The sequence below is a fragment of the Halobacillus sp. A1-3 genome, from assembly GCF_050971765.1.
Lineage (GTDB): Bacteria > Bacillota > Bacilli > Bacillales > Halobacillaceae > Halobacillus > Halobacillus mangrovi_B.
On sequence record NZ_JBPCEO010000008.1, the window covers coordinates 170,198 to 194,903 of the forward strand.

Genomic DNA, 24,706 nt, shown 5'->3' on the forward strand with positions numbered 1-24,706 from the left:
TTGATACAAAGTATTCACAATTCATATGGGGATTTATACTATACTAGAACTACTAGTGATTACTTATGGAAAGGGATTTTTTATGAAAGCATGGAAATACAGCTTTATTCTACTTTTACTTATTATTACTGCCTGTGGGCAGAAGATTGAGGGTAACATGTCTGAAGAAGTTCAGCCTTTTAATTTTACGACGCAAGATCAAAATCAGCTTAGTAAGGAAGATTTAAAAGGGGAGTGGTGGGTAGCCAACACGATCTTTACAAGCTGCGAGACCGTTTGTCCTCCAATGACAAGGAATATGTCTATTCTTCAGGACAAGTTGGAAAAAGAGGAGCTAGATGTCCAGTTAGTATCTTTCAGTATTGATCCTGAAACCGACACACCTTCCAAACTAAAAGAATATGGAGGTAAATTCGGAGCTGATTACAGCAATTGGACGTTTTTGACTGGATATGATTTTCAAACCATTAAAGAGTTTTCTATCAAGTCTTTCAAAAGTTTAGTCGATGAGATCCCCGATTCTGATCAATATATGCACGGAACAAGTTTCTTCCTCGTTAACCCTGAGGGGGAAGCCATAAAGAAATATAAAGGAACAAGTGAAGAGGAAATGCAGAAGATTGTAGAAGATCTGAAGAAAGTAAAGTAATGAAACTTTTAAATGTACTATCCATAAAATACACGATCATTTCCCTTTTTAATCAGTTTTAAAGGGGAATTTTTTATTGTGAAATGATCCAAATCACAATTATTGACGATAGCTACATAGCTTAGCTCCAAGGGAAAAGTTAGCCGTGCGTATGCTATGATGACTTATATCCACCAACAAAGGAGTGTGCTATGAGCAATCGTGATCATGAGCTCTATCAACGGTTGTTTGATGGGGATAAGCAGGCACTTGAATCGTTATATGATAAATATGAAAAGCTGCTTTATTCATTCGTCATTAAATTATCCGGAGATCAGACGTTAGCTGAAGAAGTATTACAAGAAGTTTTTATTAAAATTTGGACACAAAAAGCGACGTATGATGAGTCGAAAGGGAGATTCTCATCGTGGATTGTCACCATCACTAGATATACAGCCATTGATCTTATCCGTAAATATAAAAAGCATAACGTTGCTTTTGAAAAGGAAACGGACATTCCAGAAGAAGGTGCAGAGTCAACAGAGGACATCGTGGAGTGGAAAGAACAAGGAGAGCAAATTCGTAAAGCAGTGAAGTACTTATCAGAAGAACAAAAACAAATGGTGGATTTATTTTATTTTAAAGGGTTAAGTCAAAGAGAGATAGCTGAACAAACCCATATACCTCTTGGGACGGTTAAAGGCCGAATAAGACTCGCCTTAAAACATTTAAAGAAACAATTAGCCTCACAGAAAGGAGGGGTGCATGATGCGTAACGAATGTGATCTGTTAATGGATTATTTTAATGATCAATTAAGTGAGAAAGAGAAGAATGAATTTGAAAAACACTTAGAAACGTGCGCGGATTGCAGAGATGAGCTGGAAGAGCTGCAAATGTTGACAGCTGATCTGCCATTTGCTTCTGACCCCGTAGACCCTCCTGAAGATATGAAAGACCGAGTATTAGGAAATGTGTTTTCTGAGGAATCACCGACTGCTACTTTAGGTGAGAAGGATAAGACATCATCAGAAAATAAACCGAATAGCATCGTAGATTTTGATAAGAAAAAACAAGAAAAAGAAGAGGATTCAGTACGTAAAAAACCGGTATGGTTAATACGCGTTCTTGTAGCAGCATTGGTGTTATCCATTGCCGGGAACTTATACGCTCTGGTTATCGATAATGAGGAAGCGACCCCTGAACCCGCCCCGCCAGATGCGCCTGAAGATGGAACCGACCAGGTTATGAAAAGAGTGCAGCTTCAAGGGCAGGGAATTGATGCAACGGCTTCTGCTGCCCTTATCCAGCAAAAAACGGGTGATATTCTTACACTACAAGCAGAACAACTTGATCAGCTAGAAGGAAATGAGGTTTATCAAGTATGGTTGATCCAAGGTGAAAAACCTTACCGTGCAGGGACATTTGTTGCCAACGAAAACGGAGAAGGTGCAGTATCTTATTCTTTGGATAAATTGCCGGAAGATACCAACTGGGATGCTGTTGCAATATCTAAAGAACCTGATGCGACAAGCAAAACCCCACAAGGAGAAGTCATATTAAGTTCAGAATTATAGATGAGCGAAAAACCCTGATGCAGACAGCTTTTGACAGCTGTCTGCAATTTTTTTAATTTTTTTTGGAAGAAAACTGATCCAATGTTACATCCAATGCGATAGCTAAGTGAATAAACAAAATCAAAGGAGAGATGATCGGATCATGAATTTCAAAAAAGCATTACTAGTTGTCCCTATGAGTGCCAGTTTATTGCTGCCAACGTCTTTGGATATTGTGAACGCGGAAGATCATAAAATACCTCAAACACAAACAGAAGCAGTAGAATTACGATCCCAGCTAGATAACTTGTTCAGTGAGCATGCCTACCTTGCTGTTGAAACAATGAGAAAAGGGGCAGAAGGTGCTGCTGACTTTCAACAAGCAGCTGCCGCTCTTTCTGCTAACACAGAAGATTTAACAGCTGCCATCGAATCGGTTTATGGGGAAGAAGCAGGGAAACAATTTAATGAGATGTGGTCTTCTCACATTGGTTACTTTGTGGATTATGTAAAAGCGACAGGAAATGAAGATGAAGAGGCGAAAAAAAAGGCGCTGGATGAATTGAACCAATACCGCCAGGACTTCTCTACATTCATCTCTGACGCAACTGGAAATCGTTTGAAAGCTGATGCACTAGCTGAAGGCTTACAGATGCACGTCAACCAACTAATTGGTGCCTTTGATGCCTATGGAGCGGGGGATTATGAAAAAGCTTATATGAAGGAGCGCGAAGCGATTGAACATATGTATGGAGTAAGTAAAGGGATGTCCAGTGCAATTGTTAATCAATTTCCTGATAAATTTAACAATACGAAAGCCATCACCCCGGCAGCCGACCTTCGCTCTAACTTGAACCACCTTCTAAGTGAACATGTTGGACTAGCTACAATGGCGATGCAAAATGGTCTGGACGGTTCTGAAGATTTCGAAGCATCTGCTAAAGCTCTTTCTAATAATACAAAGGACTTAACTAAAGCAATCACATCCATTTTTGGTGAAGATGCTGGTACACAATTCAATGATATTTGGACACAGCATATCGACGACTTCGTATCTTACGTGAAAGCTACCGCTAATGAAGATGAAGCGAAGCAAGAAGAAGCGATGAAAGCTCTGGAAGATTATCGTGAAACCTTCGCTAAGTTCCTTGAAGAGGGAACCAAAGGGGAGTTGAGCGCAGACAAACTCACTCCAAGCCTCCAGCAACATGCGGATTACTTGTTCGATACATTTGATCAATATGCAGCAGAAGATTATGAAAAAACATATATGACATTAAGAGATTCTTATGCTCACATGTTTGGTGCATCTAAAGCCCTTTCTACTGGAATTGTAGCAGCATACCCTGATAAATTCATGAGTGATAAAATGCCGGAAGAAATGCCAGATACAGGCATGGGTGGGACGGCGTCTGATAACAACATCTGGTTGTATGCCTCCATTCTTGCAGCCATTGCCGCAACGGGGATCTTCCTGCGCAGACAACCGAGAAAGCAGTAAGGTCTACTCGGATTAGTGAGATTTTGAAGGATAAAGAGCTTCTTATTATATAACAGAACCATTGATGGCCGTCTCTAATTTAGGGGGCGGCTATTTTATTCTGCTCGGCAATGGTGGCACTGTGATGACCAGTCCTTTAAAATAGAAAAAAGTGTTTCTTAAAAAAGGAGTTCAAACATGTCAGAAAAGCAAAGAAAACTGCCATTGTATATTCAAATTAAAAATAAAATGATAACCAATATAAAAGAGGGAGTGTGGACACCAGGATCTTCTATTCCTTCAGAAAGCCAGCTGATGGAGCAATTTAATGTGAGCCGCACAACGATTAGGCAATCGATTCGAGAGCTTGCCCAAAATGGAATGTTAGAAACAAGGCGAGGGGCTCCAACTAAAGTTCGCCTTGTCCCAGACGAAGAAATGGCTAACCCTGGCGTTTTTCACCATGAAAGGGGATCGCAATTATCTGTAAAAATTGTTAACGAAAGAAAAAGTAAAGAATTCTATTCCGCGAAAGCTAAATTGAATGTAGATGATTATGAGGAAGTGTTTATGGCAGAAAGGCTCAGATTTTCAGATGGGACTCCAATTGGATACCAGCAAATGTTTCTGCCATTAGATGTGGCCGAGAAAGTTCACGTTCACATAGAAGATATCTTTGATTTGTTTCCAAAAATGGGTCAAAAGAATATTCATTACACAAATATTAAAGAAAGAATTTCGGCTTCAAGTGCTACTCAACGTGAAGCTGACCTCCTTGGTATAGCAATAGGTGAACCGTTGATTACTATTACTCGGAATACGCTTGGAGGCGATTCGGTTCCGATTGAGTACAGCCAGACTAAATATCTTCCTTATTATTTCGATTATAGAGTAGAAATTGGAAATTAAACTACCCGCTAACTTATTGCAATAAGTTATAACCTGTCGTAACATTTAACTTATAATGTATTCGATAGGAGGTAAACGATGAGTAAGCTATCAAGTATCAGACATGATAAAACTCAAATAGATCTTGTGCGTATGCGCCAATATCGTTTAGGGCGTGTTCGAGAGCAGTTAAAATCTTTGGGGTACGGAGGAATTGTCATTTTCGATCCGGTAAACTTACGCTACGCGACAGGAAGCAGGAACATGCAGGTGTTCATGCTCCGAAATCCTGCGCGCTATGTTTTCATCCCTACGGAGGGCCCTGTGACTTTATTTGATTTTCCAAGTTGCGAGCATTTGTCAGAAGGAATTGAGACCATTGATGAAGTGAGACCGGCTATCACTTTATCTTATGTCGCTTCAGGTGAAAACCTTTATGATAATGCTAAGGAATGGGCAAAGGAAATTGCTGACCTTATGAAACAGTATGCAGGAGATAACAAAAAGCTCGCGATTGATTATGTTCCATCTGTCGGGGCGATCGAACTTGCCAAACAAGGCATTGAAGTTGTTGATGGTCAGGAACCGATTGAGCATGCGCGAAGTATTAAAAACAAACAAGAAATTGAAGCGATGAAAATTTCCGTTCGAACAGCAGAAGAAGGTATGATTCGGATGCAGCAAGCATTAGAGCCTGGAATTACAGAAAATGAGTTATGGTCTTATCTTCACCAGACAAATATCCAGCAGGGCGGCGATTATGTTGAAACAAGGCTGCTCAGTTCTGGAGCACGTACAAACCCCTGGTTCCAGGAATGCAGTGATAAAGTGATAAACGATGGGGAGTTAGTTTCTTTTGATACAGATATGAATGGTCCCTTCGGTTATTTCACAGACATCAGCAGAACATTCTATTGTGGAGATGGAGAGCCTACAGTCGAGCAAAAACGTCTATACCAAACCGCTTACGAACAAATTCAATATAATATTGAACTTCTAAAACCTGGAATGACTTTTCGAGAGTATGCGGAGAAGAGCTGGAGAATCCCGGATGAATTTTTCCCAAACCGTTATTTCACGGTCGCTCACGGTACAGGCTTGAGCGGAGAATATCCTTATATTGTTTACCCTCAGGATTTTGAAGAAAAAGGCTATGATGGAGTTATTCAGGAGAACATGGTTCTCTCAGTAGAGAGCTATATTGGATCTCCAGGTGGAAAAGAAGGCGTCAAATTAGAGGAACAATTGCTTGTCACAGAAGACGGAGTCGAGAACTTTTCGGACTTCCCATTTGAACAAAGGCTTTTGAGATAATTAATGTAAGAAGAATTGTTTCCTATTGGAGACAGTTCTTTTTTACACTTAATGAATTGAACGAAGCATCTAGTTCCGCTTACGTGTATGCGAGTCGATAGATGGGTATAAATATAGTAGATTATGTGGAAGAGGTGGTTCTGGTGTTTTATTCCGTTACTTTTCAAAAGATCATCTATTTGACCGCCATTGGTGTCATTATTGGAGCCATTGTCGGGTTTACTTCGGTGCTGGGTTTTGACCTGGATGGATCAGTCTTTGTGCTATCTATGTTCTTGAGTATATTAAGCGTTTACGCAACAGCGATGTATGCGGAATTGTATCATATTCGTGAAGCGATCAACCAAGAGAGGAAACGGAGATAGTTAAGTAAGCTGATGCCTATGCATCAGCTTTTCTTATTTTTGGGTACGTTATTAAAACTAGAAACGGTGTTTTCTAAAACCTCTGAAAAAAGCTGAATGCAAGAAGTAACGCATAAAACAAGGCGATTATGGCCATGATCCAGTAGCTTTTTTTGGACAACGAGCGAAAAATGACGTAAAAGGTAACAATAACAACCAATAAGACGAACATCCAATATAAAATAGTCATAAATTCGTGCCTTTCAACGGGAGCTATCTGCTCCTTTTTGTTTATCATAGTTTTCAGATTCAAAGCTTTCAAGTATTTTAATCTTGTATCGTTTAACCTGAGAAATTTTTGGGAATGGTAGAAGATAGCAGCTATGGCAAGAGAGTGGGAGGGGATGGGATGCTCATTGGTGATTGGATATGGAGTACGGATAAATGACAATTTACGAAGGAGTGTTTCTAACGATCACTCTAGTATGGTTAGCTGAGTTCGTCATTTTCCGCAATTCACCCTCTGCCCAGGGAGGCCGCCTTGAGAAGAAGTCTTTTCCCATTATTCTTGTATCGGTTCTATCCGCTGTTTTCGGTTCGCTTCTTATGCGTGAATGGCAGGTTGGAATCATCTTTTCGAAAGGACTCTGGTGGTTTGGGGTATTACTTTATGCTAGTGGAGTTTTCTTAAGGTATTGGGGTATTATTCATTTGAAGGAACAGTTTACGAGAGATGTCTCAGTCAGCAAAGGTGACCGTCTTGTAAGTGCGGGTCCATATAAAGTGCTGCGGCATCCCTTATATACAGGGTTATTTTTTATTATCCTAGGTTTCTGTCTGGGAGTAGGAAATGTTTGGACCGCTCTAATTTGTGGCACAATCTTATTCTTCGCCTTGCTACATAGAATTCACATAGAAGAAGCGATGCTGATTGAAGCTCATGGAGAAAGGTATAAACAATGGTGTCAGTCGAGGTATCGGCTGGTCCCGTTTGTCTATTAATCTTGGAGGTGGGAGAGTTGAAACAAAAGACGGCGATTGTTGTTGGTGCTGGTTTAGGCGGAATGTCTGCAGCGATCCGTCTAACGGCGGATGGTTATAATGTCAAACTGATTGAGAAAAACAGTAATTTAGGCGGCAAGCTTAATAGAAGAGAAGGAGAAGGGTTCACCTTTGACACTGGGCCATCAATTTTAACAATGCCGTGGGTTTTGGAGCAGTTGTTTGAAAGTGTTCATCGTCGTCTCGAAGACTACATAACAGTCGAACGAGTGGAACCTCAATGGCGTACCTTTTTTGAAGATGGCACACAACTTGATGTAACAAGTGATCTTCCAACAATGCTAGAGGAAATGGCGAAGGTGACAGAGAGACCGAACCGTAAACTTACGGATTTTCTGTCGTATAGTCAGGACATGTATGCACTGTGTATGAAGAGTTTTTATAAATACAGTATTGAAGACTTAAAAGACTTGAAGAGTCATCATAAATTGAAAGAACTTCTACAGATGGATCCGATGAGTACAGTTGCCAAATCCACACATAAACATTTTGATAACAAGTACTTGGAGCAGCTATTCAACTTCTTTGTCATGTATGTAGGTTCAAATCCGTATTCCTCTCCGGCCATCCTCAATCAGCTGGTCTATGTTCAGCTTGGTTTAGGTATACATTATGTGAAAGGCGGCATGTATCAGATTGCTGAAGCTATGGGACGTTTAATGGATGAACTGAGGGTCGAAGTTCAACTTAATACTCCTGTGAAGCAGTTTGTAGTCGAAGGAGACTCCGTTATCGGTGTCGAAACAGAAGATGGAACGGTTCATGAGGCGGATGTGGTCGTATCTAATTTGGAGGCTATTCCTGCTTACCGAAGACTTGCGCCAAATACGTCCAAAGTGAAGAAAGAAACAAAAAACTTAGAGAAAAAATTCGATCCTACAGTATCTGGTTTGGTTTTACTGCTCGGAACAGATAAGAAATTTGAAAATCTTAAGCATCATAATTTCTTTTTCTCTGAGGATCCAGAAAAAGAGTTCAAGCAAATCTTTGATCAAGGGAAGCCGGCAGATGACCCGACGATTTACATTGGAATCTCTGCTCGTTCAGATGAAACGCAGGCTCCGGCTGGTAAAGATAATTTATTTGTTCTTACGCATGTCCCACCTCTTTCTAACAAAAAACGTAAACCGATTGACTGGGATCAGTATCGGGAAACTGTGTTGAATAAACTTGAAAGAATGGGTATGACTGGACTGAGAGATTCCATTGAATTCGAATATCGATTTACGCCTGAAGACCTGGAATCGCTATACGGCCCTAACGGCGGTTCGATTTACGGAATTGCAGCTGATAAGAAAACCAACGGCGGTTTCAAAGTCCCTTCCAAGAGTCAAGTTTATAATGGCTTGTATTTTGTAGGAGGGTCCACTCACCCGGGTGGAGGCGTTCCAATGGTCACATTATCAGGTCAGTTGACCGCTGATTTGATAAAAGAGCAAGAAGCAAAAGAGCCTGTGAATCAATAGAGGAAAGACCAGCAGTGAGCTGGTCTTTTTTTACTGTTTTACACAATAAAGAGAAGGGAATGGATAGTAGATGCAACAATAGCGAACAGGACGAAGGGGTTTTCTCATGAGCAGTTGGTTAGTTTTTACATTATTTTTCTTATCTGGGATCAGCACGTTTTTTATTGCCTCAAGATTATCAATTTTTGGGGATGCAGTGAAGGAAAAAAGTAGAGTATCGTCTGCGTTTATGGGGGCGATCATTGGTATCGCCATCTCGTTACCTGAACTTACTTCGAGCGTGACCGCTATTATTATAGATAGTCCGGATTTAGCAGTAGGGAATTTAGTTGGCAGTAACTTGTTTAATATCATGGGGCTGGCTATTTTTGATATTGTCTATCGCAGGTACCAAATTATGACCCACGCAACGGTGGAAAGTAAACTATACGGATGGTTAGTCATTCTAATGACGCTGATCGTAATTTTAGGGCTGAGCTTAACTCTGCCTACTCATTTTTTTCATATTAGCTATACGTCCATAGCAATCATTTTGATTTATTTCATTGGTTCAAAATTTATTAATGATCGAACGGAGTATAAAGGGCGTAAAGTCAAAAGGCAAAACAGCAGATACGAGGAATATACCTATAATCAGGTTCTTATAAGGTTTATCGGCTCTGCGGTTGCTATTATGGTAATAGGAAGTGTGTTGACACTGACTGCTGATCGAATTTCAGCGATTACCGGAATAGGAGCATCTTTTATCGGCTCATTCCTTGTTGCTATCAGCACGTCCTTGCCTGATGCGGTGAGTGTAGGAACAGCGTTGAAGATAAGAAACTTTAATTTAGGAATCAGTTCATTATTAGGAAGCAATGCGTTTAACCTTATGATTCTAGCGATCACAGATGTGATGTACTTCCGAGGTAATTTATTAGAAAATGCCGGCCCAGCGAACTTAATTACTGGGGCTGTTTCTATTGTGTTTATTCTTCTAATTATTTTAAGTATCACAAGAAAAAGGGCCAGGTCTTGGAACTATTTGCTGCCATCCTTGCTGATTATCGTCAGCTATTTCGTAACGACGTACCTTGTCTTTCAAATAAAATAAAAAAGCGGCTTATAGGCCGCTTTTTTTAATGGTGTTCTGGAGTGCGTACTGGTTTTTGGTTTTTCTTGCTGAACGGAAGCCACCAGTTCCAATCGCCTAATAGCTTCATTAAGCTTGGTACTAATAGCAAGCGGATGATGGTTGCATCAATAAAAATAGCAATGGCAATACCGATTCCAATTTGTTTGACGGGTACCACGCCAGTAAAAGCAAATGCGCCTGTGATGACAATCATGATGAGAGCAGCAGATGTAATAATCTTACTTGTATTGGCTAAACCTTGGATCGTGGATTCCGTATTATCTCCGTTTTGTAAGTAAAATTCGTGAATTCTTGATATCAAGAAGACTTCGTAGTCCATGCTCAAACCGAAAACAAGACTGAATACAATTACGGGCAGGATTAAAGCAATATCGGCTTCATTTAAACCGAAGTGACCACCCTGGAAAAGCCAGACGAGTATTCCAAAAGTTGAAGTTAATCCGATGACATTCATTAGGATTGCTTTCAATGGAATGAAAAGGGAACGGAAAGCAATCATGAGTATAAAGAAAGTAGATATGAGAATGATCGCCAGAGTATAGGCGATTTTATCCAGGATTTCTGTATAAATTTCTTGGTTGAACTTCGGCTGTCCCCCAAACTTCATAGCAACTTCCCATTCTCCTGTCGACCAATCCGTCATTAGAGATTGTGCTTCCTGTGAATTAGCTGGGACGGTAAGGTTTACAGGGATCATCAACTTGTCTTCTGCGATGAACTGTTCAATGGCAGGCTCAAGCTGTTTGCGTGCTTGAGGCTGGTCCAGGGAAGCGTTCAATTTTTCAACTGAGTCGATTTCACTTTCTGTATAGAGGGTATTAACCGAATCCACAATTTTTGGTTCGGTAAGCTCTTCCTGTAAATCTTTCATCTGCTCTAATCCTTCTTTATCAAGCCAACCGCCTTCCCGCTCCGCAATAATGTAAGCGGTACTTTCTTGATCTGACATAAAGGTATCCTCAATCGTTTCGTAAGCAGCTCTTGAATCGTAGCTCTCAGGCAGTGAGTTGATCGTTGGGATCGATACTTGCATCCCGCTTACTGGAATGACAGCGATTAACAAGATAATCAAGGAAAGAAAAGCAATAATTACTGGATGTTTCATTACCCATTGAGCAAACTTACGCCATCTTGGCGTCGTATCTTTATCGGTCGGAATGACGCGCCACTTGTTTAGGTTAGGACCTAATAAGTACAGGATCGCAGGTAAAAGTGTGAGTGTCGCGAACACCGCCCCCACAATGACAACCGTACCTCCGATAGCAATATTTCGGAAAATGTCTACTTCAATTACACTCATAGCTGCAAGACCGATAAATACGCATAACGCTGAAAAAAGGATTGAGCGACCAGCTGTTTGAATGGTCGTCATTAAGGCTTGGGCTTTATCTTGCTTATGCATCTCTTCTCTGTACCTATTTATGAATAAAAGGGCAAAGTCAATACTTAAAGCGAGTCCAATCATAGGTGAAATATTCAAGATGAATATAGACAGCTGCATTTCTTGTCCGATCAACGCTAATATACCGAAGCCAAAAAGGATCGTGATTCCTCCCATGATAAGCGGTAGAAGAGAGGCTACAACGGTACCAAATGCCAGCAGCAGGATAAGTAAAGCTACTGGCAGCCCGATAAGCTCTGCGCGCTTCAAATCGTCTTGACTGGCTTTATTGATGTCTTCAGAAATGACAGGAGCTCCTGTAAGGGTGACGTTGTTCTGATCCTTTGTAATCTCCTCGATATCTTTTATGACCTTCCCCATGTCCAAGGATTCATCATCAAAGTGAACGGCTGCATAAGCGCGATCATCTTTCCTCATCGATTCGTTATCAAGAGGAGATTCTATGTTTGACGTTGTGTCTAATTCATCAATCTTATCAAGTGTTGTGGAAATAGTATTTTCATCTTGATTTTCAAACAATATGAGGATGGTGGACTCGGGAAAGTTAAATGTTTCATTCAACTCATCTTTTACTTCTTCAAATTCTCCGTCAGTTCTGAATCCATCCCCTTCTAATAGGGATGGGAGCTGCACGGCAAAATACCCAAGGGTCACAGCAATAATGATCCACAAGGCAAGGAACCATTTATAGGAATGAACGATAAGCGATGAAAGTTTTCGCATACTCTTACGAACTCCTTTTTCTTAAAGGTCTTATTTAAAGTATTGTTGGTTTATAAACATTAGAATTTAATCCATTAAATAGCAGTATCTTGGAAGATTTGATTCCGGGATATCATGGGTTTGATTTGTAATAGGGTTAGGGATGGAAAATAACTCGTCTAGCTGCACCGCCCAGACACTCGCGTCATAACAGGTAATCAACGGAATGAAAAGGCACATTCTTTTTGAGTTTTTGCTTATGCGAGTTGTGTCTACTAGGGCGATTCCGCATTTGAACAGTTTCCTGTAGGGGAACTGCCGAGCCTCCTGGTTCGCTGCGCTCTCTGTGGGCTCTCGCCTAGGCACTTCTCCCGCGGGAGTTTCGTCATTTCCCCGACCACCTCTTCGGAATATAAGGTAACGGAAACATCCCCATCTAAACAAAGATTCAAGTCTTCGAGATAAGGAGGCTTACTTTTGTAAGGTGGAAGTTCTAGCTTGCTGGTTAATCAAGGTAAAAAACTTCTGTTACTTAAAAATTGACCTTTACACATACAAATCATACTCTTTTTCCTAAAAATTGAAAACTGATAATTCTTGGGGTGTGATTTCGGAAATTTAGTGGAACATATAGAAAATAAAGCAGAGAGGGGGAGGCAAATGCAGTTTCCGAATCATCTAATTAAAGAGGCTGAAAGAAGGATGGAGCCTTATGACGTGGAAGGCTTCGTTTTAGGACATGGAGATGCAAATGGAAAGGTCATGCTAATTGGGGAGGCCCCAGGCGAAAATGAAGCGGTAGAAGGTAAGCCTTTTATCGGTCGTGCAGGAAAAGAGCTTGATAAACAATTAGAGGAATTGGGGTTAAAAAGAGAGGATATCTACATTACGAGTGTTGTTCGAAGTCGTCCTTATAGATGGGTGAAAACAAATAAGAAAAACGCTGGAGGAAAAAGAAAGGCCAATCGAAAACCGAATCAAAAGGAGATCAATGCTCATGCTTCCCTTCTGGATTACCAGATTGAAAAGATGAAGCCTAAGATTATCCTTACGCTCGGCGGAGTGGCCTTTGAAAGGGTGACGGGAAGGAAAGATAAAATTAGTGAAATAATTGGCAGCGTCATAGATACGCCCGTCATGAAAGTGAAGGATGCAGACAAGGGGATTTATGAACCATCGGAAGAGATTTACCAAGTGATTCCGCTCTATCATCCCGCAGCCGTATTTTATAATCCAAAGATTAAACAAACGATTGATCAGTCACTGGATCAGGTGAAAAAATTTTTACCCGACTCTTGAGAAATCTGGTAAGAGGGCTTCTCTATCGTAAGATTACTGGGCTGCTTTGATATTCCTTTTTTTAAAGACAAAATACCCTTGATTGCTAATAGAAGAAGAACCAATCCCTGTACTTCGTGTACTTTGGATGGCAATCATCTCATTTTTGTCTCTGCCCTTTATACTGTAAATTTTCGCCTCTGGAAAAAAAGATGAAGAGTTCCTTCTTAATGCTAGCTCTTCTGCCGAATCTTCATTTTTTACTAACCCAAGGATTTCATTCAATTCTTCAGGATTCACAAGCTCACCAGTTTGAACGAAATGTTCATTGTTATGGATGACATAAGTCTCTCTAATCATGGTTGAGCTAGCTTCCGTTGAAGTGAATGACTTTTTATCTAAGGTTCCGTCATGGAAGGCGGCTGTCTTAGCAACAAAAGCCATTGTTTTTTCCGGATGCATCGAAGCTGTGTGAATAGGTGTACCAGAATGGGTATCCAATATTTGCAAACAGAAAAAGGTAACTAATGCGATTGCGGGAAGAGAAATCATCAAAGAAACCCGGAGTTGGTTGGAACCATTGGGTTTATGCATTCTTGCTATCACAGCTTTATGGGTATGTTCTTTGTCGAACGAAACTTTGTCTTGTTTGACTTTCTTATCTATCTTTTTTAGTTTGTGAGCAAGTAAATCATTCATTTTCTGAACTCCCTTCTGTAGTCAGCTGATCTTGAAGGAGTTGTCTGGCCCGGCGAAGTCTCGTTTTAACCGTATTCGGGCTTGTTTTCAGAACCTCAGCCAGCTCTTTAATTTCGAATTCTTCGAAGTAGTATAAAATGATGATTTCTCTGTATTTTTTCTCAAGCTTCAATACTTGATCCACTAGTTCTTCGTCATTACTCTTTTTAATCAGACGTTCTTCTGGCGTCCCGTCTATAGAGGGGATGCTCCTGAACAAGTCTGTCCCTTTTTTCACCACTCTACGTATGTATGAACTTTTAAGGTGGTCTTTACATAGGTTGATATTAATTTTATACAACCAAGTTTTTATGCTGGACTGGTCTCTAAAAGTGGGATATTTTTGGTATGCTTTAATAAAGGTTTCCTGAGTAATGTCTTCCGCTATGGAATGATCTTTAACGTAAGAATAGGCTAACCATTTTAAATCATGTCCGTAATCAGAAATCCATTCTTCTACCATGTCGTCCATTTTTGGTTCATATGTATAAGATTGAGAGCGTTTTTTATGGATCAATTTATTCCACCTCATACTATAGACGACATTCCCTTCCTTTAGGTTTTGATAGAATGGATAATAGTAGATCTCTCTTTACATATTTCGATAAAAAACTAGATAATCCTTGTTTTCTTTCATTAGTCAGGAGGAGTAGCTATGAAACGTCCGGGGTTTTTGATCGCTGTGGCCGGGGTTATTCTAATCATCCTATGGAAGGTGATTTTTTACATAAGCGCTATCGATTTAGCTTTAGGGTTCGCTTTCTTTGTTCTTGTTCCCTTGTTACTAGATGAGGTTGTTCAGCAGCCTGATAAAAACAGAGGAGAACGTTGGTTGAAAAATGTTATGCAATCCTCCCTGCCTTTTGCTGGTGCGGGGGCTATTGCCGTCACTTTACCGTCCGGAGGTGACGCAGGGTGGTGGGCAGCGGTCTGGTTTTTCTATACGTGCCTGATCGCCTTCGGAGGCCTTATGCGACTATTGGCAAGAGGGTTCAGGCCAATTGAAGAAGCTATCATTGATTTAGGGCTAATTTACGTTGCTGTTGGAGCCATGTGGCTTCTGGTTTCTAGTGCTGGGTGGGCTCAGCATCTTCCTTATACAGAATCCATTGTTCAATTGACAGCGATTCATTTTCACTATGCTGCCTTTGTGCTCCCGCTAGTGACAGGATTCTTTGGCCGTTATCGAGCAGAAGGGAATCGAATAAGAAAAAGGTATTTCCAGCGTCCTTATGCTGTATTAGCCTTAGGTATCGCCGTTGGACCATTTCTCGTAGCTTTGGGGCTTGCTCAAGGTCCGCCTGTCGAAACGTATGCAGTAGCTCTATACGTTATAGTGTTAGCGTGGTTGTGCATTTGGTGGTTTTGGATGTCCGTGGATTTTAAGACGTGGATATCCACAGCTTTGCAATTATCGTCTATTATTTTGCTGGGAACAATGGGGTTATCTTTTTTATACAGTTTAGGAATGCTATACAAAACAGAGTGGATAAATATAGGAGAAATGTTCCGCTATCACGGACTTTTTAATGCGTTTGGTTTTTCTATTCTGGCGGTTCTGGCATGGAGAGGTGTTCATGCCCCTATAAGGCATTCTTATACAGCTTTTCCTATTAGTCAATTACGTGCCAACGGCTATGTTGGGAACGATGTAGTTTCAAGAAAAGAGTGGATCTCCAGGCACGAATACGTCACGGGGTTGATTCCGGATTGGCGGTCATTAAAAAGTAACCATTTTAACCCTGAAAGAGTGGGGGCTGGTGTGAGGGATTTTTATCTACATACAACCAGCTACAATATGGAGACAAGGGTTATATGGCATAAAGGGTTTCGTAGGAGTTCCCGGTTGATCCGCCGTATAACTAACCGGTGGGGGCAAGTGAATATTCCGGCTTCTGGGGACATACATATGGAAGGAGATCTTGTTTCCATTTCAGATCATAAGGACGGAAGGAAGCAGGTTAGAGCATGGGTTAGAAAGAACGCGCAGACAAATGCGCCGATTTTTACAGCCTTGTATTCGTACCATAAGAAGTATGAGGATGCCTATATGAACATAGCCTTGCCTTTTCCGAGAGGTGTGATGACAGGTGTATTAATGCCTGCGGAAGATGGAAAAGGGGGCTTTTTGTTAACGAGTCACCTGAGAAAAGATGCTAGGGGTGATGAAGGGATTTATTTTACATTGGGGGATTGGACGGTTCGTCTTCCTTTAAGAGAATGGTTTCATGTAGTAGAAGAGAAAGAAGGAACATTACGTGCAGAACATCATATATCCCTAGGCCGAATTCCGTTTCTCTCAATCCACTACGCAATAAAGAAAATCAGATAAACGAAGGATCATTTTTCTCTCTTCTTTATCACTCCTCAGGTCATCCATATTCTGGATGACCTGAGGAGAGGCTGAGACATTTTCTCTTTAGTAATTAGTAGACTATGCTATAATAAAAGAAAATCAGGTTACAGTCGCCTCTGTAACCTGATTAGATACCGTTCACATATTTGATTTGATGAAAAGGCCCCTCTCCTAGTTGAGTAAGGGGTCTATTTTTTATTGTTTATTTTTATGATCAGCGCAAGGAGTGTAAGAATGAATGTTCCAAACGCCAGCATGATCATAAGAGCTTCATATGTGCTTATGATAGGCCTCACTCCCTTTCTATCGCCACCTATCCCAATCCTAGTAGAACGGTATCTATATACAAGGATACCATATTTTGATCCAAAACAAGAACATTTGTTCGTATATATTTCGAAAATAGCCAGAACGGACCATAAAAACACCTCAGGTCATCCAGATATTGGATGACCTGAGGTGGGAAAATGTGGTTCTACTGCGCGGTTTTATGTGCGCTCTTTGGCTTGGGTTGGCTGTCGAGACGATCGAGTCTGTGAAGCAGGCCTACGCCAAAGTCGCTATCCACTCCTGGATTTTCATTAAAGATACTCCGGCTGGATTCATAAGCAGTCGAACCGTGTTCAGCAAAGTCCAGACCAGAAATTTCTTCTTGTCGGGAAACGCGAATGGTTCCTGAAGTTGCTTTAATAACTAGGACGGCAACAGTGGTAGCGGACATTGTCCAAGCTATCACAGCTAAGACACCTAGAGCCTGGATTCCCAGTAAGGCAAATCCGTCTCCGTAGAAGAGGCCGCCTTCCACAGAAAAGAAACCAACAGCGATGGTACCCCAGATTCCGCATACGCCGTGTACAGCAATGGCACCGACAGGGTCATCGATACGAGCGACACGATCAAGGAATTGGACTGCCTCAACAAGAATGACTCCAGCCAGCAAGCCTATAATAATGGCTCCCACTGGTGACACGTTCGCTGTACCTGCTGTAATACCAACTAATCCGGCTAACGCTCCATTTAAAGTCAAGGAAGCGTCAATTTGCTTAAATTTAGCGTAGGAGAAAAGTGCAGAACCGATGACGCCTCCAGATGCTGAAAGCAAGGTTGTAGCTATGACAGCAGGAATCAAGGATGGGTCTGCGGCTAATGTACTTCCTCCGTTAAAACCAAACCATCCAAACCAAAGGATGAATACACCTAATGCACCTAACGGGATGTTGTGGCCAGGGATGACATTGACGTTTTTTCCATTGTATTTACCAAGACGTGGTCCAAGGAACATAACTGTCACGATGGCTCCAAGTGCACCGGTTAAGTGAACAACCGTCGAACCGGCAAAGTCAACGAAGCCTAATTCGGACAACCAGCCGCCTCCCCAGACCCAGTGACCTACAACGGGATAGATAAATCCTGTCATTAATACAGTAAGGAGAAGGTAGGAGCTTAATTTCATACGTTCAGCAACTGCGCCTGAGATGATTGTAGCGCAGGTTGCGGCGAAAACAGCTTGGAAAACGAAGAATCCGATTTGATCTTCCTGGCCACTAAGAAGGAACCCATCTAAACCGAGAATTCCTCCACCGGAAGTTCCAAACATGATGCCGTAGCCAACTACAAAGTAGAGGACAGAAGCGATGGAGACTGTCATGAAGTTTTTCATTAGAATATTAAGTGCATTTTTGGAGCGGGTGAATCCTGATTCGACCATGGCGAATCCAGCGTGCATAAAGAAGACTAAGAAAGCGGCAATCATAATCCAGACCATATCGACTGATTCAAGGACAGCTTCAGGAGTTACAGCAGTTTCGGCACTTGCTACGACGGGGAACCCTAACAAAGCGAATAAGAGCAGTGGAATGATTTTTTTCATTAGTAAAGATCCTTCCTTCCAAATAATAGATTAGATTAATGCGGACTTACCAGATTCTCCAGTACGAATACGGTAAACTTCATCAATGGTTGAGACGAATACCTTTCCGTCACCGACTTCATTTGTTGTGCATGAATCCGTTATGACATCAATGATCGATTCTACTTCGTGATCTTCCAGTACCATTTCTACTTTAACTTTTGGATAGAGCTTCACTTCAAAACGGCTGCCTCGAAAAATCCCCTCCTGTCCTTTTTGCTGTCCGCAGCCAGCGACTTCTGAAACCGTTAACCCTTTTACACCGACGTGGTCCAGGTTTTGTCTTAGTGTTTGAAAGGCTTCAGGTCGAATAATTGCCTCGACTTTTTTCATGCATTTAGTCCTCCTTGTTTCATGTGTTAGGTTTCCTTACACAATGAGTAATGAATAAATATAATCATAAAGTAAATATTCTGAAAAATCAATAGTATAAATCGATATTATGTAAGGAAAACTGACATGAAACCGTTTTAATTACTATAGGATCAATATTTAAGCAGGTGAGAAAAAAACGCCCAGGTCCATTTAGATGACCTGGGCGTATAAATAGTAACTACAATTCATCAAAACCATTCGATTCGGAAACTTTTGTGTACTGCCTAGATTTTTGTTCAAAGAAATCTGATTTGCCTTCATCAACCTCTTGATAGGCGCGGATCCACTTCAATGGATTCTTTTTATACTCGGGGAAAGGCTTGTCAGCCCCTAACTGGCGGCTTCGTTTATTCGCCATAAAACGAATGTAATCCTCCAAATCATGAATCGGAATACCCGGAAAACGGTCACCGATAATATGGTGGGCCCATTTAATCTCGAGCTCGGCCGCATTCGTAAAAGTTTCTTTTACAAAATTAAGGTATTCCTCTTCATTAAGCTCTGGGTTCTCTTTTAACGTCTCTTTGAATATACGGGCAAACAAGGTGACGTGGATTTGTTCATCACGATTAATGTAATTGATCATGGTACTGGTTGAGACCATTTTATTGTTACGAGCAAGGTTATAGAAAAAGGCAAAACCGGCATAAAAGAACAAACCTTCTAGCACAACGTCGTAAACGATAGATTTTAAAAAGGACTCGACAGAAGGAGAGGTAGAGAATTCTTCATATCCATCTGTAATAAACTTATTTCGCTCAATTAGTACTTCATCGTGCTTCCAATATTCAAAGATCTTTTCCTGTTCTTGTTGATCCACGAGTGTTGAAAGAACGTAAGAATAGGACTGGTTATGAACAACCTCTTGAAAAGCAAGGACTTGCATGAGAGCAGACAGACTGGAATCTGTGAGATAATCTGCAATCTTGCCGGAATAGTCGGTCTGGATGGAATCTAGAAAAGCCAGGAGTCCTATGATTTTCTTAAAAGAAGCCTGTTCCTGGTCGGATAGCGTCTGCCATTGCTTTAAATCATTGCTCATATTGATTTCGTTCGGAATCCAGAAATTAGCGAGCATATTTTTATACATCGGATAGGCCCAGGAATATCGTGTATCGTCCCAGTTCAACACGTTAGAACTTCTTCCATTAATAATCCCGGTGGAAGCATTCGGGGCCTTATGGTCGACTAGTTTTCTTTTTTGTATATCAATCATCTGATGTGCCTCCTTTAAGATGAACAGCTTTCACAGTCGTCGTATTCACCCTGGCTTGAAGTGGAACGGGTATAATACGTCGTTTTCAATCCTTGTTTCCAGGCGTCTATGTGCAAAGCTAGAAGTTCTTTCGCGTGGATGGAGTTACGCACATAAAGATTGAAGGAAACCGATTGATCGACGTATTTTTGTCTTATACCATTTTGTTTAATGCTCCAGTGTTGATCAATGTCATAGGCAGATTTGTAATACCAATACGTCTCTGAATTCAAATCGGGTGCTGTGACTGGAATTTTATAATCCTTTTTCTCTTCTGAATAAAACTTTTTGAAAATAGGGTCGATGCTTGCTGTACTGCCAGCAATAAGGGAAGTGCTGGAGTTTGGAGCAACAGCAAGTAAATACCCGTTTCTAATCCCTTGTTCCTTCACCTTGCTTTGTAAGGCTTCCCAATTCCAAGAGCCTTCCTTGCTAAAGGAACGCTTTTTGAAAAAGTCCCCGGTCTCCCAGTCTGAACCTTCAAATAAAGGGTAGCTTCCTTTTTCTCGCGCAAGCTCACTGCTTGCTTCAATGGTGTAGTAAGCGATCGCTTCATAAACTTCATGGACATAATCAAGAGCTTGATCTGATTCCCATGCGATTTTCTTCTTAGCGAGCAAGTGGGCCCAGCCAAATGTTCCAAGCCCTATCCCTCTATAGTTCCGGTTCGTCAATTGAGCTTGAAGAACAGGGATGGTGTTTTGATCAATGACATTGTCGAGCATGCGGACTTGGATTGGGATCAGTCGTTCCAAAACACCTTCAGGAATAGCTCGTCCTAAATTGATACTGGACAAATTACATACGACGAAGTCTCCGGGTGATTTCACTGAAATGATTTTTCCGTTCTCAACGTATTGTTCCTCCTGAATGGTAGGACGCTGGTTTTGGGTAATCTCTGTGCATAGATTACTGCAATAAATCATGCCTGCATGATGGTTCGGGTTCATTCGGTTGACTTCATCTCTATAAAACATATATGGTGTTCCTGTTTCCAATTGACCAACCATGATTCGTTTCATAATTTCAATGGCAGGGACTTTTTCTTTCGATAGTTCGGGATGTTCAACGCACGCCATATACTTGTTTCGGAACGATCCTTCTCCTCGTTTTTCATCAAAAGAATCCTCAAGGGAAAATCCCATAACATGACGCACTTCATGAGGGTCGAAAAGGTACCAGTCTTCTCGATTTTCGACAGCTTCCATAAACAAGTCAGGAATGGAAACGCCTGTAAACAAGTCATGGGTTCGCTGGCGCTCATCACCATTGTTTAATCGACTATCTAAAAACGGAAAAATATCTTTATGCCAAACATCTAAATATACGGCGACAGCCCCTTGCCGCTGCCCTAATTGATCAACACTAACAGCAGTATTGTTCAACTGCTTCATCCACGGTAGAACTCCTGATGAGACTCCTTTAAAGCCTCGAATATCGCTTCCGCGGCTGCGAATTTTGCCTAAGTACACTCCAATCCCGCCGCCGTGTTTACTAAGGTTGGCGATATCCGTATTGCTGTCGTAAATCGATTGGAGGCTGTCATCAACGGTGTCAATAAAACAAGAGCTCAATTGTCCGTACCGCTTTCCTGCATTCGCAAGTGTTGGGGTGGCAACAGTCATATATAATTGGCTTAAAGCCCAGTACGCTTCCTTTACAAGTGCTAGTCGATGACTTTTTTCTTCTTGAGCCATTAACATCATCGCGATAATCATAAATCTTTCTTGTGGCAATTCGTACGTTTCCTTGGATTTGGAACAAGCTAAATAACGATCGCTTAGCGTCTTGAGTCCAATGTACGTAAAAAAGTGATCTCTTTCTGGCACAATCGCTGCTTCGAGCTGCTTAATCTCATGCTTTTCGTAATATGTAAGGATCTTTGGTGTATAGATGCCTTCTTCAATCATAGTTTCAATCAGATGGAAGAAGTTTTCGTAGGGTTCTTCCTGTCCTCGGTTATTTAAAGACGTCTCATAAAGATGATTTAAGTGAAGGCGGCTTGCTACGTAAGTCCATTCTGGTTCTGTTTCATCCATCTCTGATAAGCATTCAAGAATTAGAGCTTTTACTTGTTCCGATTCGTTCATTTCACTAAGGCCCAATCCTGAGATTTTATCTATTATTCGACTTAATTCTACAGTCGGGAAGACTTGCTGAAGGTCATTAAGCTTTTCCGTCCAGTTCGGTTTATAAGTAATTACAGTCATGATTTCACTCCTTATTGTAGTCCCTCTCGAAAATAAAAAAATCCGCTCAACAATTGAGCGGATGAAACCATGAAATAAAGAAGGGGCACGTAAGGATCTTTATTCCATCGTCTCATCTCCTCAATCCCCGAAGAAGTTGAAACTTCTGCGAACGAAGACAGGTCTCCTGGCTCGCACTCGATTCTACTCTGGTCCTTCCCGTGCACGTTGCACAGTGGATCATCCATTTCGCGAGTGCTTACAGTTGCGGGGGCAGCTCCGGATTTTCACCGGATTCCCTATTAAGCCTATTGGCATCTTCTGTTCGCGGATACTATATATAGTGTTAATGTAAATATTTTTAGCTTATATTGTGTTGTTATCATATCGAAGATGAATCAAAGATGCAATCCATAAGATTTATAGATAGGTCGCAAAATCCTCGAGTCACGCCTTTATAAAGCAAAGAAATTTTTTTATTTCCATCTGGTTTTCATTATAATTGAAGAAGCTAAGAGATTGCAGAAGACTGAGGGGGAGAAGAATGACTGAACAATTCAACTGGCACGTAGAGGCTGAAAGAGTGTGGAATGACAAGGCTGAGTTCTGGAATTCCAAGAGCAAGGGGATGTGGGAGGAAGGAAGCCGGAAGACAATTGTTCCATTTATTAAGCAGCACATAGAAATAGGAAATCACATCGCTGACCTTGGCTGTGGCGATGGTTATGGGGCTTACAAGCTTTATAAAGAAGGGTACTGTGTCACAGGTCTTGATTTATCACAGGACATGATAGAAAGGGCAAATAAGCGTTTAGAAACGGATAGATTGTCTTTTGTACAAGGAGATCTAACAAAACTTCCTTTTCAAGATGAATCTTTTGATGGGCTTATGGCGGTTAATTCGCTGGAGTGGACAGAGGTACCCTATGTAGGTTTGGAAGAAATGAAGCGTGTACTTAAACCAGGTGGAAAGCTTTGTGTCGGCATTTTGGGACCAACAGCAATGCCGCGAGTTAACAGTTATCGTAGAGTTTACGGAGAGAAGGTTGTATGTAATACGATGATGCCGTGGGAGCTTGAAAAAATGGCTGAAGAAACAGGCTGGCGCGTTCTGAATGGTCACGGCGTTTACAAAAGGGGAGTAGAACCTGAGGCTATTGAACACTTTACAGATGACTTGAAACAGGCGCTTACATTCATGTGGGTGTTCATCTTTCAAAAATAAAAAACTCTTGCCTTTTGGAGAAAAGGGAGTATGATTATTTTAAATCACTCATAAAGTGAAACAATGAGGAGGGATAATGATGGCCTGGGTACATGCGATTTTTTCCATGCGGTTTATCTTTATTGGTTTCTTTTCATTGACAGCTTTAAGCTTGCTGACTTTTCAATCTGTGGTCATGTTTCAAGCATTTCTTGATTTCTTTGAATTTTTCCAACGAAAATAAACCAGGACCGATTTGGGGTCCTGGTTTTTTGTTTGATTTTATGGCTGACTTTTAATGTTCCATAAAAACTCACCGAGCATGTGGTCGACCTCTGGGTGTTCATGCAACCCTGAATGAGTGGCTGCTTTTCCATATACTAAATGCTCTTGATAACTTCCAAAGGGGACGATTTCGCTTAAACTTTGAACACTTGACGTATGGACAAGACCATCCCAATAATTCTTTTCTAAATCATTTGGATTAATCACTCCAGCGATAGCTAACACTTGTACATTTTGGTCAAAGTCTTCTTTATGTTGAAACAAGTACTCTAACGCATCCGAACCTGGCCTTAAATCGTCCGTGGCAGGACCGTTGTTGTTCTTGAAGTATTCCTGTTTCTCAATTCCTTCAAAAGGACTAGCAATGACCGCAAGCTTTTGGATGGTCGGGAATCCTTCTTGTTGGTTATTCATCAAGAAGCTTGCGGATGCCAGGCCTCCCATGGAGTGGCCGACGAGGTTAGCTTTTTCTATGTCATGTTTCTCGTACAAGGTGGACATGACCTTTTGCATCCAAAGGGTTTGACTTTGAAGACTTGCTCGATCATCTTCAAACAAAACCTGAATCATAGGATTCATATTATGCGGAATTCCCCCTCGCACTGACAGTTCTCCATTTGAACGTACATAGACGACCATCCGTTTAGAACCCCAATTCGAATCTTGGAACCGGTCGATCATATTCCCGAAACTCATCGGACCGCCTTTATAGCCGTGAACGAAGATGGTGGGAACAAGCTCTGAAGAATTTTCAGATCGGGTTGGTGTCGATTGAATGAAAAAGATGGTCAATCCTATTAGGATGGAAGTCATTATTATCGACAGGAATTTCTTATTCTTTTTGTAAAACCTTGAAGTCATGAAAGATCCTCCTGAATTTGGCTATATATATTTTAATACAAAATGGCCTGGTTATTGAAGGGCTCTGATGATATAGGAAATAATATAATTACTTGTGGGTGAATAACTTTTTGCCACGTAAGGCTACATCCATCGCAAGCCCCAGCCCCAGCCCATCGAAATAGGCGCTTACGCTTTTGTTCTCATTTCCTTATCATACCCTCTACGAAACCAAGGAACACTTATATGCTATGGGAAATTAAGGTGGCGTAGGATGAAGGAACCAATCGGAACATTTAAAT

24 protein-coding genes and 1 riboswitch are annotated in these 24,706 nt (G+C 41.2%); of the genes, 14 read left to right on the plus strand and 10 right to left on the minus strand.

From position 1 onward, the window contains the following. Positions 1-82: 82 nt before the first annotated feature. The 7 genes from ACRYKC_RS15075 (at position 83) to ACRYKC_RS15105 (ending at position 6,229) form a co-directional block, all read left to right on the plus strand. Complete coding sequence (locus ACRYKC_RS15075) at positions 83-649, plus strand: SCO family protein (protein WP_433807776.1); 567 nt, start codon at positions 83-85, stop codon at positions 647-649. A 191-nt stretch (positions 650-840) separates the two neighbouring features. Beyond that, positions 841-1,404 (plus strand): RNA polymerase sigma factor, encoded by a 564-nt coding sequence (locus ACRYKC_RS15080; protein WP_433807778.1) that lies wholly within the window; start codon positions 841-843, stop codon positions 1,402-1,404. Beyond that, positions 1,397-2,203, plus strand: coding sequence for an anti-sigma factor (locus ACRYKC_RS15085; protein ID WP_433807780.1), 807 nt, complete (start codon positions 1,397-1,399; stop codon positions 2,201-2,203). Before ACRYKC_RS15080 ends, ACRYKC_RS15085 begins: the two co-directional genes overlap by 8 nt. Positions 2,204-2,345: 142 nt before the next feature. Continuing rightward, positions 2,346-3,683, plus strand: coding sequence for a glutathione S-transferase family protein (locus ACRYKC_RS15090; protein ID WP_433807965.1), 1,338 nt, complete (start codon positions 2,346-2,348; stop codon positions 3,681-3,683). A gap of 177 nt (positions 3,684-3,860) precedes the next feature. Then, complete coding sequence (locus ACRYKC_RS15095) at positions 3,861-4,571, plus strand: GntR family transcriptional regulator (protein WP_433807782.1); 711 nt, start codon at positions 3,861-3,863, stop codon at positions 4,569-4,571. A gap of 78 nt (positions 4,572-4,649) precedes the next feature. After that, positions 4,650-5,864: a M24 family metallopeptidase gene (locus ACRYKC_RS15100; protein ID WP_433807784.1), complete on the plus strand. Its 1,215-nt coding sequence runs from the start codon at positions 4,650-4,652 to the stop codon at positions 5,862-5,864. Positions 5,865-6,007: 143 nt separating this feature from the next. Then, entirely contained in the window at positions 6,008-6,229 is a 222-nt protein-coding gene (locus ACRYKC_RS15105) for a hypothetical protein (protein WP_085031438.1), read from the plus strand. Between the two features lie 73 nt (positions 6,230-6,302). Here ACRYKC_RS15105 and ACRYKC_RS15110 read toward each other — a convergent pair whose 3' ends face one another. Next, entirely contained in the window at positions 6,303-6,458 is a 156-nt protein-coding gene (locus ACRYKC_RS15110) for a hypothetical protein (protein ID WP_433807786.1), read from the minus strand. A 194-nt stretch (positions 6,459-6,652) separates the two neighbouring features. Here ACRYKC_RS15110 and ACRYKC_RS15115 point away from each other — a divergent pair, with 194 nt between their 5' ends. The 3 genes from ACRYKC_RS15115 to ACRYKC_RS15125 all read left to right on the plus strand — a co-directional run bounded on the left by ACRYKC_RS15115 (position 6,653) and on the right by ACRYKC_RS15125 (position 9,829). Beyond that, on the plus strand, positions 6,653-7,210 hold the full coding sequence (locus ACRYKC_RS15115) for a methyltransferase family protein (RefSeq protein WP_433807788.1): 558 nt from the start codon (positions 6,653-6,655) through the stop codon (positions 7,208-7,210). A gap of 17 nt (positions 7,211-7,227) precedes the next feature. Then, positions 7,228-8,736 (plus strand): phytoene desaturase family protein, encoded by a 1,509-nt coding sequence (locus ACRYKC_RS15120; RefSeq protein ID WP_433807790.1) that lies wholly within the window; start codon positions 7,228-7,230, stop codon positions 8,734-8,736. Between the two features lie 106 nt (positions 8,737-8,842). Beyond that, positions 8,843-9,829 (plus strand): sodium:calcium antiporter, encoded by a 987-nt coding sequence (locus tag ACRYKC_RS15125; RefSeq protein WP_433807792.1) that lies wholly within the window; start codon positions 8,843-8,845, stop codon positions 9,827-9,829. 25 nt (positions 9,830-9,854) lie between these two features. Here the strand turns inward: ACRYKC_RS15125 and ACRYKC_RS15130 are convergent, their stop codons facing one another. Then, positions 9,855-11,996 (minus strand): MMPL family transporter, encoded by a 2,142-nt coding sequence (locus ACRYKC_RS15130; protein WP_433807794.1) that lies wholly within the window; start codon positions 11,994-11,996, stop codon positions 9,855-9,857. Positions 11,997-12,635: 639 nt separating this feature from the next. Here ACRYKC_RS15130 and ACRYKC_RS15135 point away from each other — a divergent pair. After that, positions 12,636-13,274, plus strand: a complete 639-nt coding sequence (locus tag ACRYKC_RS15135; protein ID WP_433807796.1) for a uracil-DNA glycosylase — start codon at positions 12,636-12,638, stop codon at positions 13,272-13,274. 33 nt (positions 13,275-13,307) lie between these two features. Here ACRYKC_RS15135 and ACRYKC_RS15140 read toward each other — a convergent pair whose 3' ends face one another. After that, the gene (locus tag ACRYKC_RS15140) at positions 13,308-13,952 is read right to left on the minus strand and encodes a hypothetical protein (protein ID WP_433807798.1); all 645 of its coding nucleotides are present in this window, start codon (positions 13,950-13,952) and stop codon (positions 13,308-13,310) included. Further along, positions 13,945-14,523, minus strand: coding sequence for a sigma-70 family RNA polymerase sigma factor (locus ACRYKC_RS15145; RefSeq protein WP_433807800.1), 579 nt, complete (start codon positions 14,521-14,523; stop codon positions 13,945-13,947). Before ACRYKC_RS15145 ends, ACRYKC_RS15140 begins: the two co-directional genes overlap by 8 nt. A gap of 123 nt (positions 14,524-14,646) precedes the next feature. Between ACRYKC_RS15145 and ACRYKC_RS15150 the strand changes: the two genes are divergently transcribed. Further along, positions 14,647-16,323, plus strand: a complete 1,677-nt coding sequence (locus tag ACRYKC_RS15150; protein WP_433807802.1) for a YndJ family protein — start codon at positions 14,647-14,649, stop codon at positions 16,321-16,323. Between the two features lie 212 nt (positions 16,324-16,535). Here the strand turns inward: ACRYKC_RS15150 and ACRYKC_RS15155 are convergent, their stop codons facing one another. From ACRYKC_RS15155 to ACRYKC_RS15175, 5 genes are all read right to left on the minus strand, one after another. Next, complete coding sequence (locus tag ACRYKC_RS15155; RefSeq protein WP_433807804.1) at positions 16,536-16,775, minus strand: putative holin-like toxin; 240 nt, start codon at positions 16,773-16,775, stop codon at positions 16,536-16,538. A 47-nt stretch (positions 16,776-16,822) separates the two neighbouring features. Beyond that, positions 16,823-18,217, minus strand: a complete 1,395-nt coding sequence (locus ACRYKC_RS15160; RefSeq protein ID WP_433807806.1) for an ammonium transporter — start codon at positions 18,215-18,217, stop codon at positions 16,823-16,825. A gap of 30 nt (positions 18,218-18,247) precedes the next feature. Continuing rightward, entirely contained in the window at positions 18,248-18,589 is a 342-nt protein-coding gene (locus ACRYKC_RS15165) for a P-II family nitrogen regulator (RefSeq protein WP_433807808.1), read from the minus strand. Positions 18,590-18,809: 220 nt separating this feature from the next. Continuing rightward, positions 18,810-19,847 (minus strand): ribonucleotide-diphosphate reductase subunit beta, encoded by a 1,038-nt coding sequence (locus tag ACRYKC_RS15170; RefSeq protein WP_433807810.1) that lies wholly within the window; start codon positions 19,845-19,847, stop codon positions 18,810-18,812. A gap of 14 nt (positions 19,848-19,861) precedes the next feature. Beyond that, positions 19,862-22,096, minus strand: a complete 2,235-nt coding sequence (locus ACRYKC_RS15175) for a ribonucleoside-diphosphate reductase subunit alpha (RefSeq protein ID WP_433807812.1) — start codon at positions 22,094-22,096, stop codon at positions 19,862-19,864. A 140-nt stretch (positions 22,097-22,236) separates the two neighbouring features. Continuing rightward, positions 22,237-22,412: riboswitch (cobalamin riboswitch) on the minus strand. A gap of 207 nt (positions 22,413-22,619) precedes the next feature. Between ACRYKC_RS15175 and ACRYKC_RS15180 the strand changes: the two genes are divergently transcribed. Beyond that, positions 22,620-23,300: a class I SAM-dependent methyltransferase gene (locus ACRYKC_RS15180; RefSeq protein ID WP_433807814.1), complete on the plus strand. Its 681-nt coding sequence runs from the start codon at positions 22,620-22,622 to the stop codon at positions 23,298-23,300. 79 nt (positions 23,301-23,379) lie between these two features. Next, a complete protein-coding gene (locus ACRYKC_RS15185) occupies positions 23,380-23,523 on the plus strand; it encodes a hypothetical protein (RefSeq protein WP_433807816.1) in 144 nt (47 codons plus the stop codon). 38 nt (positions 23,524-23,561) lie between these two features. On the opposite strand, the gene ACRYKC_RS15190 is transcribed toward ACRYKC_RS15185, so the two are convergent. Further along, positions 23,562-24,425: an alpha/beta hydrolase gene (locus ACRYKC_RS15190; protein WP_433807818.1), complete on the minus strand. Its 864-nt coding sequence runs from the start codon at positions 24,423-24,425 to the stop codon at positions 23,562-23,564. Positions 24,426-24,706 lie beyond the last annotated feature (281 nt).